Annotated in this window: 15 protein-coding genes and 1 riboswitch; of the genes, 9 read left to right on the top strand and 6 right to left on the bottom strand. The window is 71.0% G+C overall.

From position 1 onward, the window contains the following. The first annotated feature begins 9 nt into the window (after positions 1–9). Positions 10–1,863 carry an endoglycosylceramidase gene (locus ABZ098_RS28650; protein ID WP_356595925.1) on the top strand — a complete coding sequence of 618 codons (1,854 nt, stop codon included), beginning with the start codon at positions 10–12 and terminating at the stop codon, positions 1,861–1,863. An 82-nt stretch (positions 1,864–1,945) separates the two neighbouring features. On the opposite strand, the gene ABZ098_RS28645 is transcribed toward ABZ098_RS28650, so the two are convergent. Then, entirely contained in the window at positions 1,946–3,190 is a 1,245-nt protein-coding gene (locus ABZ098_RS28645) for a YncE family protein (protein WP_356595923.1), read from the bottom strand. Positions 3,191–3,374: 184 nt separating this feature from the next. Between ABZ098_RS28645 and ABZ098_RS28640 the strand changes: the two genes are divergently transcribed. Further along, positions 3,375–4,037 (top strand): TetR/AcrR family transcriptional regulator, encoded by a 663-nt coding sequence (locus tag ABZ098_RS28640; protein WP_356595921.1) that lies wholly within the window; start codon positions 3,375–3,377, stop codon positions 4,035–4,037. Between the two features lie 21 nt (positions 4,038–4,058). Here the strand turns inward: ABZ098_RS28640 and ABZ098_RS28635 are convergent, their stop codons facing one another. Next, entirely contained in the window at positions 4,059–5,282 is a 1,224-nt protein-coding gene (locus tag ABZ098_RS28635; protein ID WP_356595919.1) for a glycosyltransferase, read from the bottom strand. 203 nt (positions 5,283–5,485) lie between these two features. Between ABZ098_RS28635 and ABZ098_RS28630 the strand changes: the two genes are divergently transcribed. After that, positions 5,486–7,453 carry a ricin-type beta-trefoil lectin domain protein gene (locus tag ABZ098_RS28630; RefSeq protein WP_356595917.1) on the top strand — a complete coding sequence of 656 codons (1,968 nt, stop codon included), beginning with the start codon at positions 5,486–5,488 and terminating at the stop codon, positions 7,451–7,453. A 1-nt stretch (position 7,454) separates the two neighbouring features. On the opposite strand, the gene ABZ098_RS28625 is transcribed toward ABZ098_RS28630, so the two are convergent. Together ABZ098_RS28625 and ABZ098_RS28620 are read right to left on the bottom strand one after the other, a co-directional pair. Then, positions 7,455–8,306 carry a bifunctional 5,10-methylenetetrahydrofolate dehydrogenase/5,10-methenyltetrahydrofolate cyclohydrolase gene (locus ABZ098_RS28625; protein WP_356595915.1) on the bottom strand — a complete coding sequence of 284 codons (852 nt, stop codon included), beginning with the start codon at positions 8,304–8,306 and terminating at the stop codon, positions 7,455–7,457. A gap of 22 nt (positions 8,307–8,328) precedes the next feature. Next, positions 8,329–8,411: riboswitch (ZMP/ZTP riboswitch) on the bottom strand. An 87-nt stretch (positions 8,412–8,498) separates the two neighbouring features. Then, a complete protein-coding gene (locus ABZ098_RS28620; RefSeq protein ID WP_356595913.1) occupies positions 8,499–8,864 on the bottom strand; it encodes a nuclear transport factor 2 family protein in 366 nt (121 codons plus the stop codon). A gap of 172 nt (positions 8,865–9,036) precedes the next feature. Here ABZ098_RS28620 and ABZ098_RS28615 point away from each other — a divergent pair, with 172 nt between their 5' ends. Then, positions 9,037–9,327, top strand: a complete 291-nt coding sequence (locus ABZ098_RS28615; protein ID WP_356595911.1) for a hypothetical protein — start codon at positions 9,037–9,039, stop codon at positions 9,325–9,327. A gap of 48 nt (positions 9,328–9,375) precedes the next feature. Here the strand turns inward: ABZ098_RS28615 and ABZ098_RS28610 are convergent, their stop codons facing one another. Continuing rightward, entirely contained in the window at positions 9,376–11,127 is a 1,752-nt protein-coding gene (locus ABZ098_RS28610; RefSeq protein WP_356595909.1) for an ABC transporter ATP-binding protein, read from the bottom strand. Between the two features lie 201 nt (positions 11,128–11,328). On the opposite strand from ABZ098_RS28610, the gene ABZ098_RS28605 reads away from it, so the two are divergent. The 4 genes from ABZ098_RS28605 to ABZ098_RS28590 all read left to right on the top strand — a co-directional run bounded on the left by ABZ098_RS28605 (position 11,329) and on the right by ABZ098_RS28590 (position 14,429). Then, on the top strand, positions 11,329–12,414 hold the full coding sequence (locus ABZ098_RS28605; protein WP_356595907.1) for an S-(hydroxymethyl)mycothiol dehydrogenase: 1,086 nt from the start codon (positions 11,329–11,331) through the stop codon (positions 12,412–12,414). Beyond that, positions 12,414–13,043 (top strand): MBL fold metallo-hydrolase, encoded by a 630-nt coding sequence (locus ABZ098_RS28600; RefSeq protein WP_356595905.1) that lies wholly within the window; start codon positions 12,414–12,416, stop codon positions 13,041–13,043. Before ABZ098_RS28605 ends, ABZ098_RS28600 begins: the two co-directional genes overlap by 1 nt. Further along, positions 13,033–13,434 carry a DUF4180 domain-containing protein gene (locus tag ABZ098_RS28595; protein ID WP_356595903.1) on the top strand — a complete coding sequence of 134 codons (402 nt, stop codon included), beginning with the start codon at positions 13,033–13,035 and terminating at the stop codon, positions 13,432–13,434. The genes ABZ098_RS28600 and ABZ098_RS28595 overlap by 11 nt, the downstream gene beginning before the upstream one ends. 80 nt (positions 13,435–13,514) lie before the next feature. Then, a complete protein-coding gene (locus tag ABZ098_RS28590; protein WP_356595902.1) occupies positions 13,515–14,429 on the top strand; it encodes an SDR family oxidoreductase in 915 nt (304 codons plus the stop codon). Here the strand turns inward: ABZ098_RS28590 and ABZ098_RS28585 are convergent. Continuing rightward, positions 14,420–14,965 (bottom strand): hypothetical protein, encoded by a 546-nt coding sequence (locus ABZ098_RS28585; RefSeq protein WP_356595900.1) that lies wholly within the window; start codon positions 14,963–14,965, stop codon positions 14,420–14,422. The two genes, ABZ098_RS28590 and ABZ098_RS28585, sit on opposite strands and share 10 nt — an antisense overlap. A gap of 49 nt (positions 14,966–15,014) precedes the next feature. Here ABZ098_RS28585 and ABZ098_RS28580 point away from each other — a divergent pair, with 49 nt between their 5' ends. After that, complete coding sequence (locus ABZ098_RS28580) at positions 15,015–15,818, top strand: SDR family NAD(P)-dependent oxidoreductase (protein ID WP_356595898.1); 804 nt, start codon at positions 15,015–15,017, stop codon at positions 15,816–15,818. The last annotated feature ends 22 nt before the right edge of the window (positions 15,819–15,840 follow it).

Genomic DNA, 15,840 nt, shown 5'->3' with positions numbered 1-15,840 from the left:
GTAAGGTACATGCCGAATATGCGCGCGCGTCTGCTCGTTGTTCTGGTTGTCCTCTGTGGATTCCTGACGGTCGCGGGTACCCCGTCCGCCTCCGCCGCCACCATCGCCGACTCCCTGCCCTTCGACGGCACCGCCCTCACCGTGGCGAACGGCCGGTTCGTCGACGGCAACGGCCGCGAGGTCGTGCTGCGTGGCTACAACGTCTCCGGCGAGACCAAGCTCGCCGAGAACAAGGGCCTGCCCTTCGCCTCGGTGGCCGACGCCAGGAAGTCGGCGACCGCGCTGAGAGCCCTCGGCGGCGGCAACTCCGTGCGCTTCCTGCTCTCGTGGGCCTACGCGGAACCGGTGAAGGGCCAGGTCGACACCGCTTACCTGGCCAATGCCACCGCCCAGATGCGCGCCTTCCTCGACGCGGGGGTCCGGGTCTACCCCGACTTCCACCAGGACCTGTACTCCCGCTGGCTGTTCAACTCGGGCAGCTGGTACACCGGTGACGGCGCCCCCGCGTGGGCCGTGGCGCTCGGCAACTACCCCGCCGAGTCCTGCGGCATCTGCCTCCTGTGGGGCCAGAACATCACCCAGAACGGCGCGGTCAAGGCCGCCCAGTACGACTTCTGGCACAACAGGTACGGCCTTCAGGACGCCTTCCTGGCCACCGCCCAGAAGACCATGGCGTACCTCAAGACCAACCTCAGCAGCGAGGAGTTCGCCGGTGTGGTCGGCTTCGACCCCTACAACGAGCCCTACGCCGGCAGCTACGACTCCGGGCAGAACAGCCGCACCTGGGAACGCGACCTGCTGTGGCCCTTCTACGTGAAGTTCCGGGCCCGGATGGACGCGGCGGGCTGGACGGACAAGCCCGCCATGGTCGAGCCGAACCTCTTCTGGAACGGCAACGTCAGCAAGGAGGAGGGCGGCCTCCTCGACGCCGGCACCCTCGGCTCCCGGTACGTCTTCAACACCCACTTCTACGACCAGAAGGCCATCTCCGGCATCCTGATGTGGGGCAACGCCTCCGACGGCCAGTACGTCGGTGACTTCGGCACGGTCCGCGACCGGGCCTCGGCGCTCGGCACCACGGCCGTGGTCAGCGAGTTCGGGCACCCGCTGAACGGCTCGACCGCAGGCAAGGCGCCGACCGTCCTCAAGGCCATGTACCAGGCCCTCGACTCCCGGGTGAAGGGCGCCAACTGGTGGTCCACGCCCGCGACTTCGGGACCCGTCCTCTCCGGCACGCAGTGGCAGTGGGACATCTACAACGGCCGTCACCGCGAGCTGATGAACGACAACCCCGACAAGGTCATGACCTCGGGCGACGCCTGGAACGACGAGGACCTGTCGGCCGTGCGGCTCGACGACTCGGGCACGGCGGTGCTCCGCCAGGACGCCCGGCTCCTCGACCGTATCTACCCGAGCGCCACCTCGGGCACGACGCTCGCCTTCACCTACGAGGACCGCTCACGCGACGGCTCCACCACCCTGAGCTGGAACCCGGTGCCGAGCAGTCTGCCCAAGGTGTCGTCCCTGGTCGGGTCCGGCCAGTACGCGGTGCTGGTGTGGCGCTCGTCGGGCGGCTCGGCGCCCACCGAAGTGCACCTGCCCGCCTCCTTCCCGACCGCGACCACCACCGTCGTCTCCGACCTGGGCACGGTGCACGGCCCGCCCGCCTACACCTCGTCGACCCCGGTCGGCGCGGCTGCCGAACCCGGCGGCACGGGCAGCCGGCGGCTGCTGCTCACCGACGCGGACTCCGGCGTCCTGCACTACGCGCTGGTGACCAACGGGGCCACCTCCCCCTCCGCGTCCGTGCTGAGCGCGGCCAAGGCCGAGCTGGCGACCTGGACGGCGCAGAAGTTCGGCTGACGCCGGCCCCGGCACACAGCCGGGCCGGTACCGCCTCCCGCAGGAGGCGGTACCGGCCCGGCTGCGGCACCCGGCCTTCCCGCTACGAGGAGGGACTCGTCCAGTCCGCGGCCACGTGCCCGAGGCGCACCCGCTGCGGATGGTCGCCGACCGGCACGGACACCGTCTTGCGCCCGGTCGCGAAGTCGATCGCGGTGACCTGGTCCGCCCCGCTCTCGGACACGACACAGCTCTTGCCGTCGCCGCTGACGGTCGCCCAGTACGGCTTCGAGACGGTGACGAGCGGGCCCTCCTGGAGGGTGGCGCGGTTCACGACGGTCGCGTAGTCGTCCATCGTGCCCGCGACGCACAGCTTGCTGCCGTCCGGGCTCATCGAAAGGCCGTGGTGGCGCGAGTCGTTGACCATCGTGGTGCGGTCGTCGCTGGTCGCCGGGTTCTTCGGCAGGGTCTTCGTGCGGGTGATCTTGTCGGTGGCGACGTCGTACTCGAAGAAGCCGTTGAAGAACGACACCTGGAAGTACAGCTTGGACTCGTCCGGCGAGAACACCGCGGGGCGGACGGCGTCGGAGTAGTCGGTGAGGCCGATCGCGTTCAGCCGGTCCCGCATGTCGATGGTCTTGACCTGCTTGTAGGTGGTCGCGTCCACCACCGTGATGTGCCGGTCGCCCTTCGTCCAGTCCAGCCAGGGGGCGTCGGAGTCGGTGTTCACGTCACCGATCGCCATGTTCCAGATGTACTTGCCGTCCTTGCTGAAGATGTTCTCGTGCGGCTTGTCGCCGGTGGCGAACGAACCGAGCTGCTGACCGGTGTTGATGTTCAGCACGTGCACGGTGTTCGCGGTGGAGGCCGACACCGCGACCCGGGTGCCGTCGGGGGAGACCGCCATGTGGTCCGCGCGGTACCCCGAGACCTTGAAGCGCCAGTTGATCTTCCCGGTGGCCAGGTCGATCGACACCACGTCCGCGAAGCTCGGCCGGGAGACGACCACCGACTTGCCGTCCGGCGTGGAGTACATGTCGTCGACGAACTGGTCGTGGCCCTCGCCGACGCTGTTGCGGATCGCCATGAAGTAGATCCACTTGATCGGGTCGGCGTTGATCTCCGCCATCCGCGCGTCCTTGTCGGGGACGACGTTGATCCGGCCGATCTTCGCCAGGTCGCCGGAGGACTTGATGACGTCGGCCGTGCCGTCCCAGTTGTTGCCCACGAACAGCACCTCGCGCAGGGCGGCGGTGTCCGCGGCGGAGGCGACGGTCGCGGGCGCGGTGACGGTCAGTACGACGGCGGCGGCCATGACGCACAGGTGTCTGGGCTTGAGAACAGGCATGACGGGTCTCCCTCTGGGCGGCTCATGACGGGGGCATGCCAAGACGGCAAAACTGAAGACGTGTGCTTTCAGACTCAACTTACTGCAAAGTAAGGAAGGGGGGCCCTTCTCCACAAGACTGCGTACACGACAAAATTGGCGTTCATACGGGAGGCCGGACGCTCCGGCCCCGACAGGAGGTGCGGTGACGGGCAGACTCAAGGCCCCGACCGGTCGCTACGGCGGCAAGACGGCCGCGGAGCGGCAGGCCGAGCGCCGCCGCCGTTTCCTGGACGCGGCACTCCAGCTCTTCGGGGACACTCCCGGCTACCGCGCCACGACCGTCGCGGCCCTCAGCGAGGCCGCGGGCCTTTCCACCCGCCAGTTCTACGAGGAGTTCCGCACCCTGGAGGACGTCCTGGCCGCGCTCCACCTGGAGGTCAACGACTGGGCGACGGCGGCCGTGGTGGCCGCGGTGGCCGACGCGGACCACCTGCCGCTCGCCGAGCGCGCGGCCGCGATCTTCCGCGCGTACGCGGCCGATGTCACCTCCGACCCCCGCCGGGTGCGGATCACGTTCGTGGAGATCATCGGCGTCAGCGCGCGCCTGGAGGAACAGCGGCTGGCCCGACGGGCGCACTGGGTCGACCTGGTGTGCGCCGAGGCCGAGCGGGCGGTCGCGCGGGGCGAGGCGGCCCGGCGGGACTACCGGCTCGCGGCGACCGGGTTCATCGGCAGCGTCAACGGACTGCTGCACGACTGGAACGCCGGGTGGGTGGACGCGACCCTGGACGAGGTGGTGGAGGAACTGGTGCGGCAGTTGCTGGGCATCCTGCGGCCGCCGGGGTGGGAGCCGATCCGGACCTGAGCGGACCGGCTCACATGTGCCTCAGAGCCTGTCCACCGCCTCCAGTACCGGCGTCACACCGTCCTCCTCGCGGATGCGCGCCCCGAGCGCCCGCGCCCGCTCCCGGTACTCCGCGTCCCGCGTGACCCGGAGCAGGGCCGCCGCCAGCGTGTCGGCGCTCAGCCGCCTCAGCGGCACGGCACCCGGCGCCACGCCCAGCGCCACCAGCCTCGCCGCCCAGAAGCTCTCGTCGAACTGGATCGGTACCGGTACCGCCGGAACCCCGGCGCGCAGGCCCGCCGCCGTCGTGCCGGCACCCGCGTGGTGGACCACCGCCGCCATCCGCGGGAAGAGCGCGGAGTGCGGCACCTCGTCGACGGTCAGCATGTCGTCACCCGTCGCCGACAGACCCGCCCAGCCGTGCTGGATCACCCCGCGCAGACCGGCCCCGCGCAGCGCCCGCACGATCTCGGCGCTGACCCGCGCGGGGTCGGGCACGGTCGCGCTGCCCAGACCCACGAACACCGGGGGCGGGCCGGCCTCGACGAAGCTCAGCAGGTCGTCGGGGAGCCGCGCGTCGCCGTCGTAGGGCCACCAGTAGCCCGCCACGTCGAGTCCTGACCGCCAGTCGCGGGGCCGGGCGACCACCCGTGGGCTGAAGCCGTGCAGGACCGGCCAGCCCTGTCGTTCACGGGTGCGCAGTGCCGCGGTCGGCCTCGTGGGCGGCAGGCCCAACCGGGCCCGGACCGGTGGGAGGGCCGCGGCGAAGACCTGTTCCACGGCCAGGTTCAGGCCCAGCCCGGCGACCCGGTTGCCCAGGCGGCCCCAGGAGCCGATGCCCAGCATGGGCGGCGCGAACTCCCGGGTGGGCGCGAGGGGTTGGAGATTGAGGCCCAGACTCGGCAGGCCCAGGCCCTCGGCGACGGCGTGGCCCAGCGGGGCCACCGAGCCGGACAGCAGCAGCGCGTCGCTCGCGCGGGCGGCGGCCACCAGGTCGTCGGCCATCTCCACGGCCAGCGCCCGCGCCATCGAGACCACCCGGACCAGCTTGCCCACGCCGGTCGTGCTGCGGTGCAGGGCCCGCCCGCGCGAGGACTCCAGCTCGGCGCGGGGGTCGACCGGCAGGGCGTGGAAGCCGATGCCGGCCCGTCTCGCGAGCGGTTCGAAGCGCCCGTGGGTGACCAGGGTGACCTCGTGCCCGACCCGCGCCAGACCGTGCCCCAACCCCGTGAAGGGGGCCACATCGCCCCGGGAACCCGCTGTCATGATCGCTACTCGCACGCCCGACAGTATGGCGCCGGGGCTCGACGTCCCGTGCGAACGACCCGTTCACATCGGCCACTTCACTCCTGTCGCATCCGTTGACTTCCCCCTCCCGTGGCCCTAGCTTCGGCGCGCACGGCGTTCGAAGCACCGGCCCGCGTTCGGTATATCGATCGCGCTTGGCGCCCCCCGCTAGAAGGAGCCACATGTACCCCCCGCCGCGAACGACCCGCAGAGGTCTCGCAGAACGTCTCCGAGCCGCGGCCGTCCGCGCGCTCGTCCTGGCCCTCACCGCCACCGCCGCGCTGCTCTTCGCCCAGCCGAACCCCGCGCAGGCCGCGACGACCCGGCAGATACCGGTGCCCGCGGCGCCGATGGGCTGGGCGTCGTGGAACAGCTTCGCCGCGAAGATCGACTACAGCGTGATCAAGACGCAGGTCGACGCGTTCGTCGCGTCAGGTCTCCCGGCGGCGGGATACAAGTACATCAACATCGACGAGGGCTGGTGGCAGGGCACCCGCGACAGCGCCGGGAACATCACCGTCGACGAGTCCGAGTGGCCCGGCGGCATGAAGGCCATCGCCGACTACATCCACGGCAAGGGCCTCAAGGCGGGTATCTACACCGACGCGGGCAAGGACGGCTGCGGCTACTACTACCCGACGGGCCGCCCCGCCGCCCCCGGTTCCGGCAGCGAGGGCCACTACGACCAGGACATGCTCCAGTTCTCGCAGTGGGGCTTCGACTTCGTGAAGGTCGACTGGTGCGGCGGTGACGCCGAGGGACTCGACGCGAAGACCACGTACCAGGCGATCAGTGACGCGATCACCAAGGCCACGACCACGACCGGCCGTCCGATGACCCTGTCGCTGTGCAACTGGGGCCGGCAGAACCCGTGGAACTGGGCGCCGGGGCAGGGCGCGATGTGGCGGACCAACGACGACATCATCCTCTACGGCAACAAGCCGTCGATGACGAATCTGCTGACCAACTACGACCGCAACCTCCACCCCACCGCCCAGCACACCGGCTACTACAACGACCCGGACATGCTGATGGTCGGCATGGACGGCTTCACCGCCGCCCAGAACCGCACCCACATGAACCTGTGGGCCATCTCGGGAGCCCCCCTCCTGGCCGGCAACAACCTGGCCACCATGACCACCGAGACCGTGAACATCCTCAAGAACCCCGAGGTCATCGGCGTCGACCAGGACCCGCGCGGCCTCCAGGGCGTCAAGGTCGCCGAGGACACCACCGGACTCCAGGTCTACGGCAAGGTCCTGTCCGGCACCGGCAACCGCGCGGTCGTGCTGCTCAACCGCACCTCCTCCGCGCAGAACTTCACCGTCCGCTGGTCCGACCTGGGCCTGACCAACGCCAACGCGACCGTCCGTGACCTGTGGACGCGCTCCGACATCGGCTCGTACGGGACTGGTTACACCACCGGCGTCCCGGCGGGCGGCTCGGTGATGCTCAAGGTCACCGGCGGCACCGAGGCCGCGAGCAGCACCTACACGGGCACGTCGAGCTTCTCCGCGGTGGCCGCCGGGAGCACCGGGATCAAGACCGTCGACGTCGCCTACACCAACAACACCTCGACGGCCCGCACCGCGACCCTCAAGGTCAACGGCCAGGGCACGACCACCGTCTCCTTCCCGCCCACCGGCTCCACCCAGGGCACCGTCTCGGTCCAGGTCGGTCTGTCCAAGGGCTCCTCGAACACGCTGGTCTTCACGGGAGCCCCGACCCTCGCCGACATCACGGTCCGCCCGCTGCCCGGCACCAACAGCACCCTCGCCGTCGGCACCCAGTCAGGCCGCTGCCTGGACGTCTACGACAACACCATCGGCAACGGCACCCAGGCCGAGCTGTGGGACTGCAACGGCGGCCAGAACCAGCAGTGGACCTACACCTCCCGCAAGGAACTCGTGGTGTACGGCAACAAGTGCCTGGACGCCTACAACCTCGGCACGACCGACGGCACCAAGGTCGTGATCTGGGACTGCAACGGCCAGAACAACCAGAAGTGGAACGTGAACGGCGACGGCACGATCACCAACGTCAACGCCGGTCTCTGCCTGGACGCCTACGACGCGGGCACGGCCAACGGCACCCAGATGGTGCTGTGGACGTGCAACGGCCAGGCCAACCAGAAGTGGACACTGAGCTGACCTAGCCCTGCCGGGCGGCCGCCTCCGCTGCTGTCACCGTCTGCTCCAGCAGCGTGGCGATGGTCATCGGACCGACCCCGCCCGGCACCGGCGTGATCAGCGAGGCCCGCTCCACCGCGGAGTCGAAGTCGACGTCACCGACGTTGCCCGCGTTGTAGCCGGCGTCGACGACGACAGCACCGGGCTTGATGTCCTGGCCCCGGATCAACCGGGGCCGGCCCACCGCGGCGACCACGATGTCCGCCTCCCGTACGGCCGCCGACAGGTCCGCCGTACGGGAGTGGCAGTAGGTCACCGTGGCGTCCCGGGCGAGCAGCAGCATGCCGGCCGGCTTGCCGAGGATCGCGCTGCGGCCCACGACCACGGCCCGCTTCCCGGCCGGGTCGACGCCGTACTCGTCGAGCAGCCGCATGATCCCGCCGGGGGTGCACGACACGAAGCCCGGCAGCCCGAAGCTCATCGTCGCGAAGGAGGCGAAGGTGACCCCGTCGACGTCCTTCTGCGGGGCGATCGCCTCGAACGCGGCCCGCTCGTCGATGTGCGGACCCATCGGGTGCTGGAGCAGGATGCCGTGCACGGTGGGGTCGACCGACAACTCCCGCAAGGTGCCCACCAGTTCCTCGGTGGTGGTGGCCGCGGGCAGCTCCACGTGCCGCGACTCGATGCCGGCGGTGCGGCAGCGGTTGCGCTTCATACGGACATAGGTGACGGAGGCGGGGTCCTCGCCGACCAGCACCGTCGCGAGACAGGGCGCCTGTCCCGTGCGCCGAGTGAGATCGGCCGCGCGCTCGGCGGTGTCCTCCACGATGCGCTTGGCGAGCGCGGTGCCGTCCATGAGCCGTGCCTGGGACATGATCCACTCCTGAGTCGATCGAAGGAATCGCCCAGGCGCACGGCATCGGGTGTGCGGACCGCTCCACGGTGGTGCTCCACCTCAGCGCCAGTCACGGTCCGAACATCACATTAACCGACGCGCCGGGCGGCGCGCCGGGAAGGTCCAGGTCGGTGGGGGGGGGTGGTGAGCTGGACCTTCGGCGCTTCCCCGCTACTCGTCCCAGGCCTGGATCGTGGTCTGCTCGACGATCTTGCCGTCCCGGAGCGTCAGCATCGACTCGGACAGGACGCGCACCCCGTCGGAGTACCGGCAGGACTCGCTGAAGGCGACGTGGTCGCCGTCGATGACGCACTGTTCCATCTTGTGCGTCATGTCGCGGCTGTAGACGTCGTCGAGCATCGCGCTGATCTGGTCCCTGCCGTGCAGCACTGTGGGGTGGCTGGGCTGGCTGTTGCGGTCCACGACGCGTATCTCGGCGTCGTCCGCGTAGAGCGACAGGAGATTCGCCGCGGAGTCTCCTTCGATGACGCTGCGGAGGGTTTCGGTGCTGAAGCCGGAGCTTGCCGCGGTGCCCATGATGACCTCCTTCGAGGGCCGCGGCCCGACGAGGAGCGGGTCGCGTGGGGCTGTTTCTTCGAGACTCCTCCGCCCCGGCGGCCACGGCAAGCGCAGACCGGGCGCTCCGCCTGACGAGTGAGGGGTGTGGGCCGGCCGTGTCCGCCGGACCTCCGCCCGCGTTGCTGAAAACATGATCTCAACTCGACGTATCGTTGCCGCCGTCGGTCTCGCCGTCGGCGTCACCGGCCTCACCGCCCCCCTCGCGAACGCGGCCGACGCGGCCGCCCCGGACGCCGGGCTCAACCCGATCGCCGTGCTCGACTCGCTCGCGATGAGCGACATCCCCGCGGAGCACAGGGACGAGATCCCGCCGGTCTCCCGGCAGCTCGCCGGCCTCAACCGCGTCAACGACCTGAACCAGCTCGGCCAGGTCACCGGACTCGTCGCCCCCGTCACCGGGCTGGTGCCGGCCGTCCACTGATCGTCCCGCGCGGAGAACCGAGGGCCGTCCGGATCACCGGGCGGCCCTCTACGCGGTGGCGAGGAACTGCGTCGCCGCGAGTTCCGCGTACAACGGATCCCCGTCGACCAGTTCCCGGTGCGTCCCCACCGCGCGCACGCGCCCCGCGTCCATGACCACGATCCGGTCCGCCATCGTCACCGTGGACAGCCGGTGCGCGACGACCAGCACCGTGGTCGTACGCGCCACGTCCGCCACCGTGTCCCGCAGGGCCGCCTCGTTCACCGCGTCCAGCTGGGACGTGGCCTCGTCGAGGAGCAGCAGCCGGGGCCGCCGCAGCAGTGCCCGGGCGATCGCCACCCGCTGCCGCTCACCGCCGGACAGCTTGGTCCCCCGGTGCCCGACCAGTGTCTCCAACCCGCTGGGCAGCTTGGCCACCAGACCGTCGAGCCGGGTCGTCCTCAGCGCGCGCGCCAGTGCGTCCTCGTCCGCCTCCGGGTTGCCGAGCAGCAGGTTCTCCCGCAGCGACCCCGACAGGACGGGCGCGTCCTGCTCCACGTACCCGATCGCGGACCGGAGCCGGGGTAGCTCCCACTCCGCGAGGTCGCGCCCGTCCAGCGTCACGACCCCGGCCTCGGGGTCGTAGAACCGCTCGATCAGCGAGAACACCGTCGTCTTGCCCGCCCCCGACGGCCCGACGAACGCCGTCATGCCCCGCGCGGGCACCTCGAACGTCACCCCGTGATGGACGTACGGCAGATCCTCGGCGTACCGGAACCGGACGTCCGTGAAGGCGACGGCAGCCGGCGCGGCACCGTCGGCCGGCAACGGCGCGGGTGGCGCGGCCGGTTCGGCGGGCAGCCGCAGCGCCTCCTGGATGCGGGCGAGGGCCGCGGCCCCGGTCTGGTACTGCGTGATCGCCCCCACCACCTGCTGGATCGGCGACATCAGATAGAACACGTACAGCAGGAACGCGACCAGCGTGCCGACGTCGACGGCCCCGGTGGCGACCCGCGCGCCGCCCACCGCGAGCACCGTGATGAACGCGATCTGCATCGCGAGCCCCGCCGTGTTGCCCGCGGCCGCCGACCACTTGGCCGCTCGCACGCTCTGCCGCCAGGACTCCTCGGCCGCCGCGTGCAGCGTCCGCTCCTCCCGGTGCTCGGCGCCGGACGCCTTCACCGTGCGCAGCGCGCCGAGGATGCGTTCCAGCGCGGCGCCCATCACGCCGACAGCGTCCTGGGCCTGGCGGCTCGCCCGGTTGATGCGCGGCACGATCACACCGAGGACGGTGCCCGCGGCCAGGATCACGGCCAGCGTGACGCCCAGCAGCACCGGATCGACCAGGCCCATCATCACCACGGTCGCCACCAGCGTGAGCCCGCCGGTCCCCAGGCCCACGAGGGAGTCGGTGGTCACCTCGCGCAGCAGCGTGGTGTCCGAGGTGATGCGTGCCATCAGGTCGCCGGGCTCCGTGCGGTCCACGGCCGTGATGCGCAGACGCAGCAGATACGACGACAGCGTCCGCCGCGCGCCCAGCACCACCGACTCCGCGGTGCGCCGCAGCACGTACGAACCCAGCGCGCCCACCGCCGCGTTGGCGATCACCAGCACCGACATGACGAACAACGCGCCGGTGATCGCGCGGTCGTGGGACAGGTCGTCGATCAACTCCCGGGCCACCAGCGGAAGCAGCAGACCGGTGCCACCCGTCAGGAGCGAGAGCACGGCTCCCAGGAGCAGGGTCCACCGGTGCGGCCGTACGTATCCGAGGAGCAGCCGCCAGGTCGCCGGCCCTGTCTCCGTCTCGGTGCTGCTCACGGTGCTCCTTCGGAACCTGACGGCGTGGGAGCCTTCAGGCTACGTCCGGGCTCTCCCGGCGCAGGAGAGAGGATGCCGTTCCCGTCACGGCGTGCCTCCTACCACCCGGGGGTATCGCCCTGGCCTGGAACCGGTGCCGTTACTGATCAGTCACGCGTAGGGTCGGAGGGACGTACACCGGGCGACAGAAGGGGTCAGGCCATGGCGCAGGAGGTACGCGGAGTGATCGCACCCGGCAAGGACGAGCCGGTGCGAGTCGAGACGATCGTGGTGCCGGACCCGGGTCCGGGCGAGGCCGTGGTCCAGGTGCAGGCCTGCGGGGTCTGCCACACCGACCTGCACTACAAGCAGGGCGGGATCAACGACGACTTCCCCTTCCTGCTCGGCCACGAGGCCGCCGGTGTCGTGGAGTCGGTCGGCGAGGGGGTGACCGACGTCGCGCCCGGCGACTTCGTCATCCTCAACTGGCGTGCCGTGTGCGGCAATTGCCGGGCCTGTCTGCGCGGTCGCCCCTGGTACTGCTTCAACACGCACAACGCCAAGCAGAAGATGAGCCTGACGGACGGTACCGAGCTCTCGCCCGCCCTGGGCATCGGCGCCTTCGCCGAGAAGACGCTGGTCGCCGCGGGACAGTGCACCAAGGTCGACCCGTCGGTCTCCGCCGCGGTCGCAGGGCTCCTGGGCTGCGGAGTGATGGCCGGCATCGGCGCCGCGATCAACACGGGGAACGTCGGCCGGGGCGACACCGTCGCCGTCATCGGCTGCGGTGGGGTCGGTGACGCGGCGATCGCCGGCTCGAACCTCGCGGGCGCGGCGAAGATCATCGCCGTGGACATCGACGACCGGAAGTTGGAGAAGGCCCGCACCATGGGCGCGACCCACACCGTCAACTCGAAGGACGCGGACCCGGTCGAGGCGATCCGTGAACTGACCGGCGGCTTCGGCGCCGACGTCGTCATCGAGGCGGTCGGCCGCCCGGAGACGTACCAGCAGGCCTTCTACGCCCGCGACCTCGCCGGCACGGTCGTCCTCGTCGGCGTGCCCACCCCCGAGATGAAGCTGGAGCTGCCGCTCCTCGACGTCTTCGGGCGCGGCGGCTCGCTCAAGTCGTCCTGGTACGGCGACTGCCTGCCCTCCCGCGACTTCCCCATGCTGATCGACCTGCATCTGCAAGGCCGCCTGGACCTGGAGGCGTTCGTGACCGAGACCATCCAACTCGACGAGGTGGAGAAGGCGTTCGAGCGCATGCACCACGGCGACGTCCTGCGCTCGGTGGTGGTGCTCTGATGGCCGCCCGCATCGAACGCCTCGTCACCTCAGGGCAGTTCAGCCTCGACGGTGGCACCTGGGACGTCGACAACAACGTCTGGATCGTCGGCGACGACCACGAGGTGATCGTCATCGACGCGGCCCACGACGCCGACGCCATCCTCGAGGCCGTGGGCGACCGCAGGCTGACCGCGATCGTCTGCACCCACGCCCACAACGACCACATCGACGCCGCGCCCGCCCTCGCCGAGCGCACCGGCGCCACGATCTGGCTGCACCCCGACGACCTGCCGCTGTGGAAGCAGACCCACCCCGACCGCGACCCGGACGCCCATCTGCGCGACGGCCAGGTCATCGAGGCCGCGGGCATCGACCTCCAGGTGCTGCACACCCCGGGCCACGCGCCGGGCGCGGTCTGCCTCTACGACCCCGGACTCGGCACCGTCTTCACCGGTGACACCCTCTTCCAGGGCGGACCGGGCGCCACCGGCCGCTCGTACTCCCACTTCCCGACGATCATCGACTCGATCCGCGACCGGCTGCTGGCCCTGCCGCCCGAGACGAAGGTCCTCACCGGCCACGGCGACCCCACGACGATCGGCGCCGAGGCCCCGCACCTGCAGGAATGGATCAACCGTGGCCACTGACAGCAACGGATCGCCCGTTGCCACGGACGACGTCGTCCACCTGCACGGCGTGAACGTCCTGCACTGCGCCCCCGACGGCCCCCCGCTGGACGGCGAGCGGGCGGCCCTCGACCTGATCGGCGACGCCATGGGCCGCGACGCCCAGGTGGTCGCCGTACCCGTGGCACGGGTCGCCGAGGAGTTCTTCCGGCTGCGGTCGGGCGTCGCGGGCGCGGTGATGCAGAAGTTCGTGACCTACCGGGTCCGGCTGGCGGTCGTAGGTGACGTCACCCGGCACGTCGACGAGAGCACGGCCCTCAGGGACTTCGTCCACGAGACGAACCAGGGCGGCCACATCTGGTTCCTGCCGGATCTGGCCACCCTGGACGAGAAACTCGGCGCGACCGGGTGACCCTCCCCTAAATCACGACAGAGGGTGTCCGGCTTCCCGGCGATGCTCGACGAGACATCGTGCACAACGGGAGGTCGGACATGTCACAGCCGCTGCAGGGCAAGGTCGCACTGGTCGCCGGAGCCACACGCGGAGCCGGACGCGGGATCGCCGTCGAACTGGGAGCGGCGGGCGCCACCGTCTACGTCACCGGACGCAGCACCCGCGCCCGCCGCTCCGAGTACGACCGCCCCGAGACCATCGAGGACACCGCGGACCTCGTCACCGCGGCCGGCGGCCACGGCGTCGCCGTACCCACCGACCACCTCGACCCCGCGCAGGTCCGCGCGCTCGTCGACCGGATCGCCGACGAGCAGGGCCGCCTCGACGTCCTCGTCAACGACATCTGGGGCGGCGAGCACCTCTTCGCGTGGGACAGCCCGCTGTGGGAGCACGACCTCGACAACGGCCTCCGGCTGCTCAGGCTCGCGATCGAGACCCACGCGATCACCAGCCACCACGCCCTGCCACTGCTGCTGCGCCGGCCCGGCGGCCTGGTCGTCGAGATGACCGACGGAACCGACGCCTACAACCGCGAGAACTACCGCGTCTCCTTCTTCTACGACCTCGCCAAGACCTCCGTCATCCGCATGGCCTTCGCCCTCGGCCACGAACTCGGCCCGCGCGGCGCCACCGCCCTGGCCCTCACGCCGGGCTGGCTGCGCTCGGAGATGATGCTCGACCATTTCGGCGTCCGGGAGGACAACTGGCGTGACGCCCTCGACCAGGTTCCCCACTTCGCGATCTCGGAGACCCCGCGCTACGTGGGCCGCGCCGTCGCCGCGCTGGCCGCCGACGCCGACGTGGCCCGCTGGAACGGCCAGTCCCTCGACAGCGGCTCGCTGGCCCGGACGTACGGGTTCACGGACCTCGACGGCAGCCGCCCCGACGCCTGGCGCTATCTGGTCGAGGTCCAGGACGCGGGAAAGCCGGCGGACGTGACCGGTTACCGCTGAGGCGGTGTGCCGCTCGACGGCAGGGCCCAGCGCGCCGAGTGGCCCGGGGGCAGTGCGAGATCCTCCCGGACGGCCCGGTAGTACCCCTCGCGTCCGGCGCGCTGCCGCTCCATCAGGGCCTGCCACGCGGCCGGGTCACGTGTCTGCGCGCGCAGGAAGGCCTCCATCTCCATCACGGTGACGACCCAGGTCCGGGCCCGCTCCACCACCGTGGGGCTGCCGAGCAGGATCAGCGCCTCCCCGGCCGGATCCCGTGCGATCGTCGCCTCGGCCAGCTGCGGCTCGGCCTCCTGGGGCGTCAAGGGGTGCGGGTGCGGGTCGTTGCCGAAGTGGGCGGCGACCCGGTAGGTCAGCGTGACGGACCTTTTCAACGCCCGCGCGTACTCGGCGTACACCGCGAACTTGCGGTCCTCCCACCGGGCCGCCTGCTCCCGCTGGAACCGCACCCGGTCGCCCCGCACGACCGCCAGGTAGGAACCGAGTGCGCCGATGACGACGCCGATGAGCGCGGGCAGTTGCTGTATGAACGCGGACATGGACGCACGGTATCCGCCCGGTGGATCACCGAGGGGCTATGTTCGGCGCATGACCCACACCATGCGCTTCGAGGGACACGTGGCCCTGGTCACCGGCGCCGCCCGCGGGATCGGCGCGGCGGTGGCCCGCCGGCTCGCCGAGGAGAGGGCGCGGGTCGTGCTGACCGACCGCGACGGGCAGGTGGTCGAGGAGACGGCGGCGGGTCTGCGTGAACAGGGCCTCACCGCACGGGCGTCGGAGTGCGACGTGGCGGACCGTACGGCCGTGGAGGCGGCGGTCGCCCACTCCGTGGAGGCGTTCGGCTCCCTCGACGTCCTGGTCAACTGCGCCGCCCGGTGCACCCCGCAGACCCCGCTGTTCGAGGACGACTCCGACGACGAGTGGGCGCGGGACCTGGACATCACCCTGAGCGGGCCGTACCGCTGCTCTCGAGCCGCGCTGCCGCACCTGGTCGCCTCCGGACGCGGCGCGATCGTGAACATCGGTTCCGTCAACGGCCTCCAGGACTTCGGCAACCACGCCTACAGCGCGGCCAAGGCGGGCCTCGGCTCCCTGACCCGTACCCTCGCCGGGCACGCGGCCGCCCGCGGGGTGCGCGTCAACCTGGTCGTCCCGGGCACGGTCCGCACCTCCGCGTGGGAAGGGCGGGAGAGCGAGCTCACCGAGATGCGGCGGCTGTATCCCCTCGGCCGGGTCGGCGAGCCCGAGGACATCGCCGCCGCGGTCGCTTTCCTCGCCTCCGCCGACGCGGCGTGGATCACCGGCACCGCACTGGTCGTCGACGGCGGCCTCACCGCGGTGAACACCGGTTTTCACGCGGCGGTCCATCCGGACCGCGGCACGGTGTCGTGAGCTTTGTCACCGTTCCGTCCCA

The organism is Streptomyces sp. NPDC006335, from assembly GCF_040612795.1.
Taxonomy (GTDB): domain Bacteria; phylum Actinomycetota; class Actinomycetes; order Streptomycetales; family Streptomycetaceae; genus Streptomyces.
Note: the sequence above shows the minus strand (reverse complement) of the source record. Positions and strands in the feature narration are given on the sequence as shown.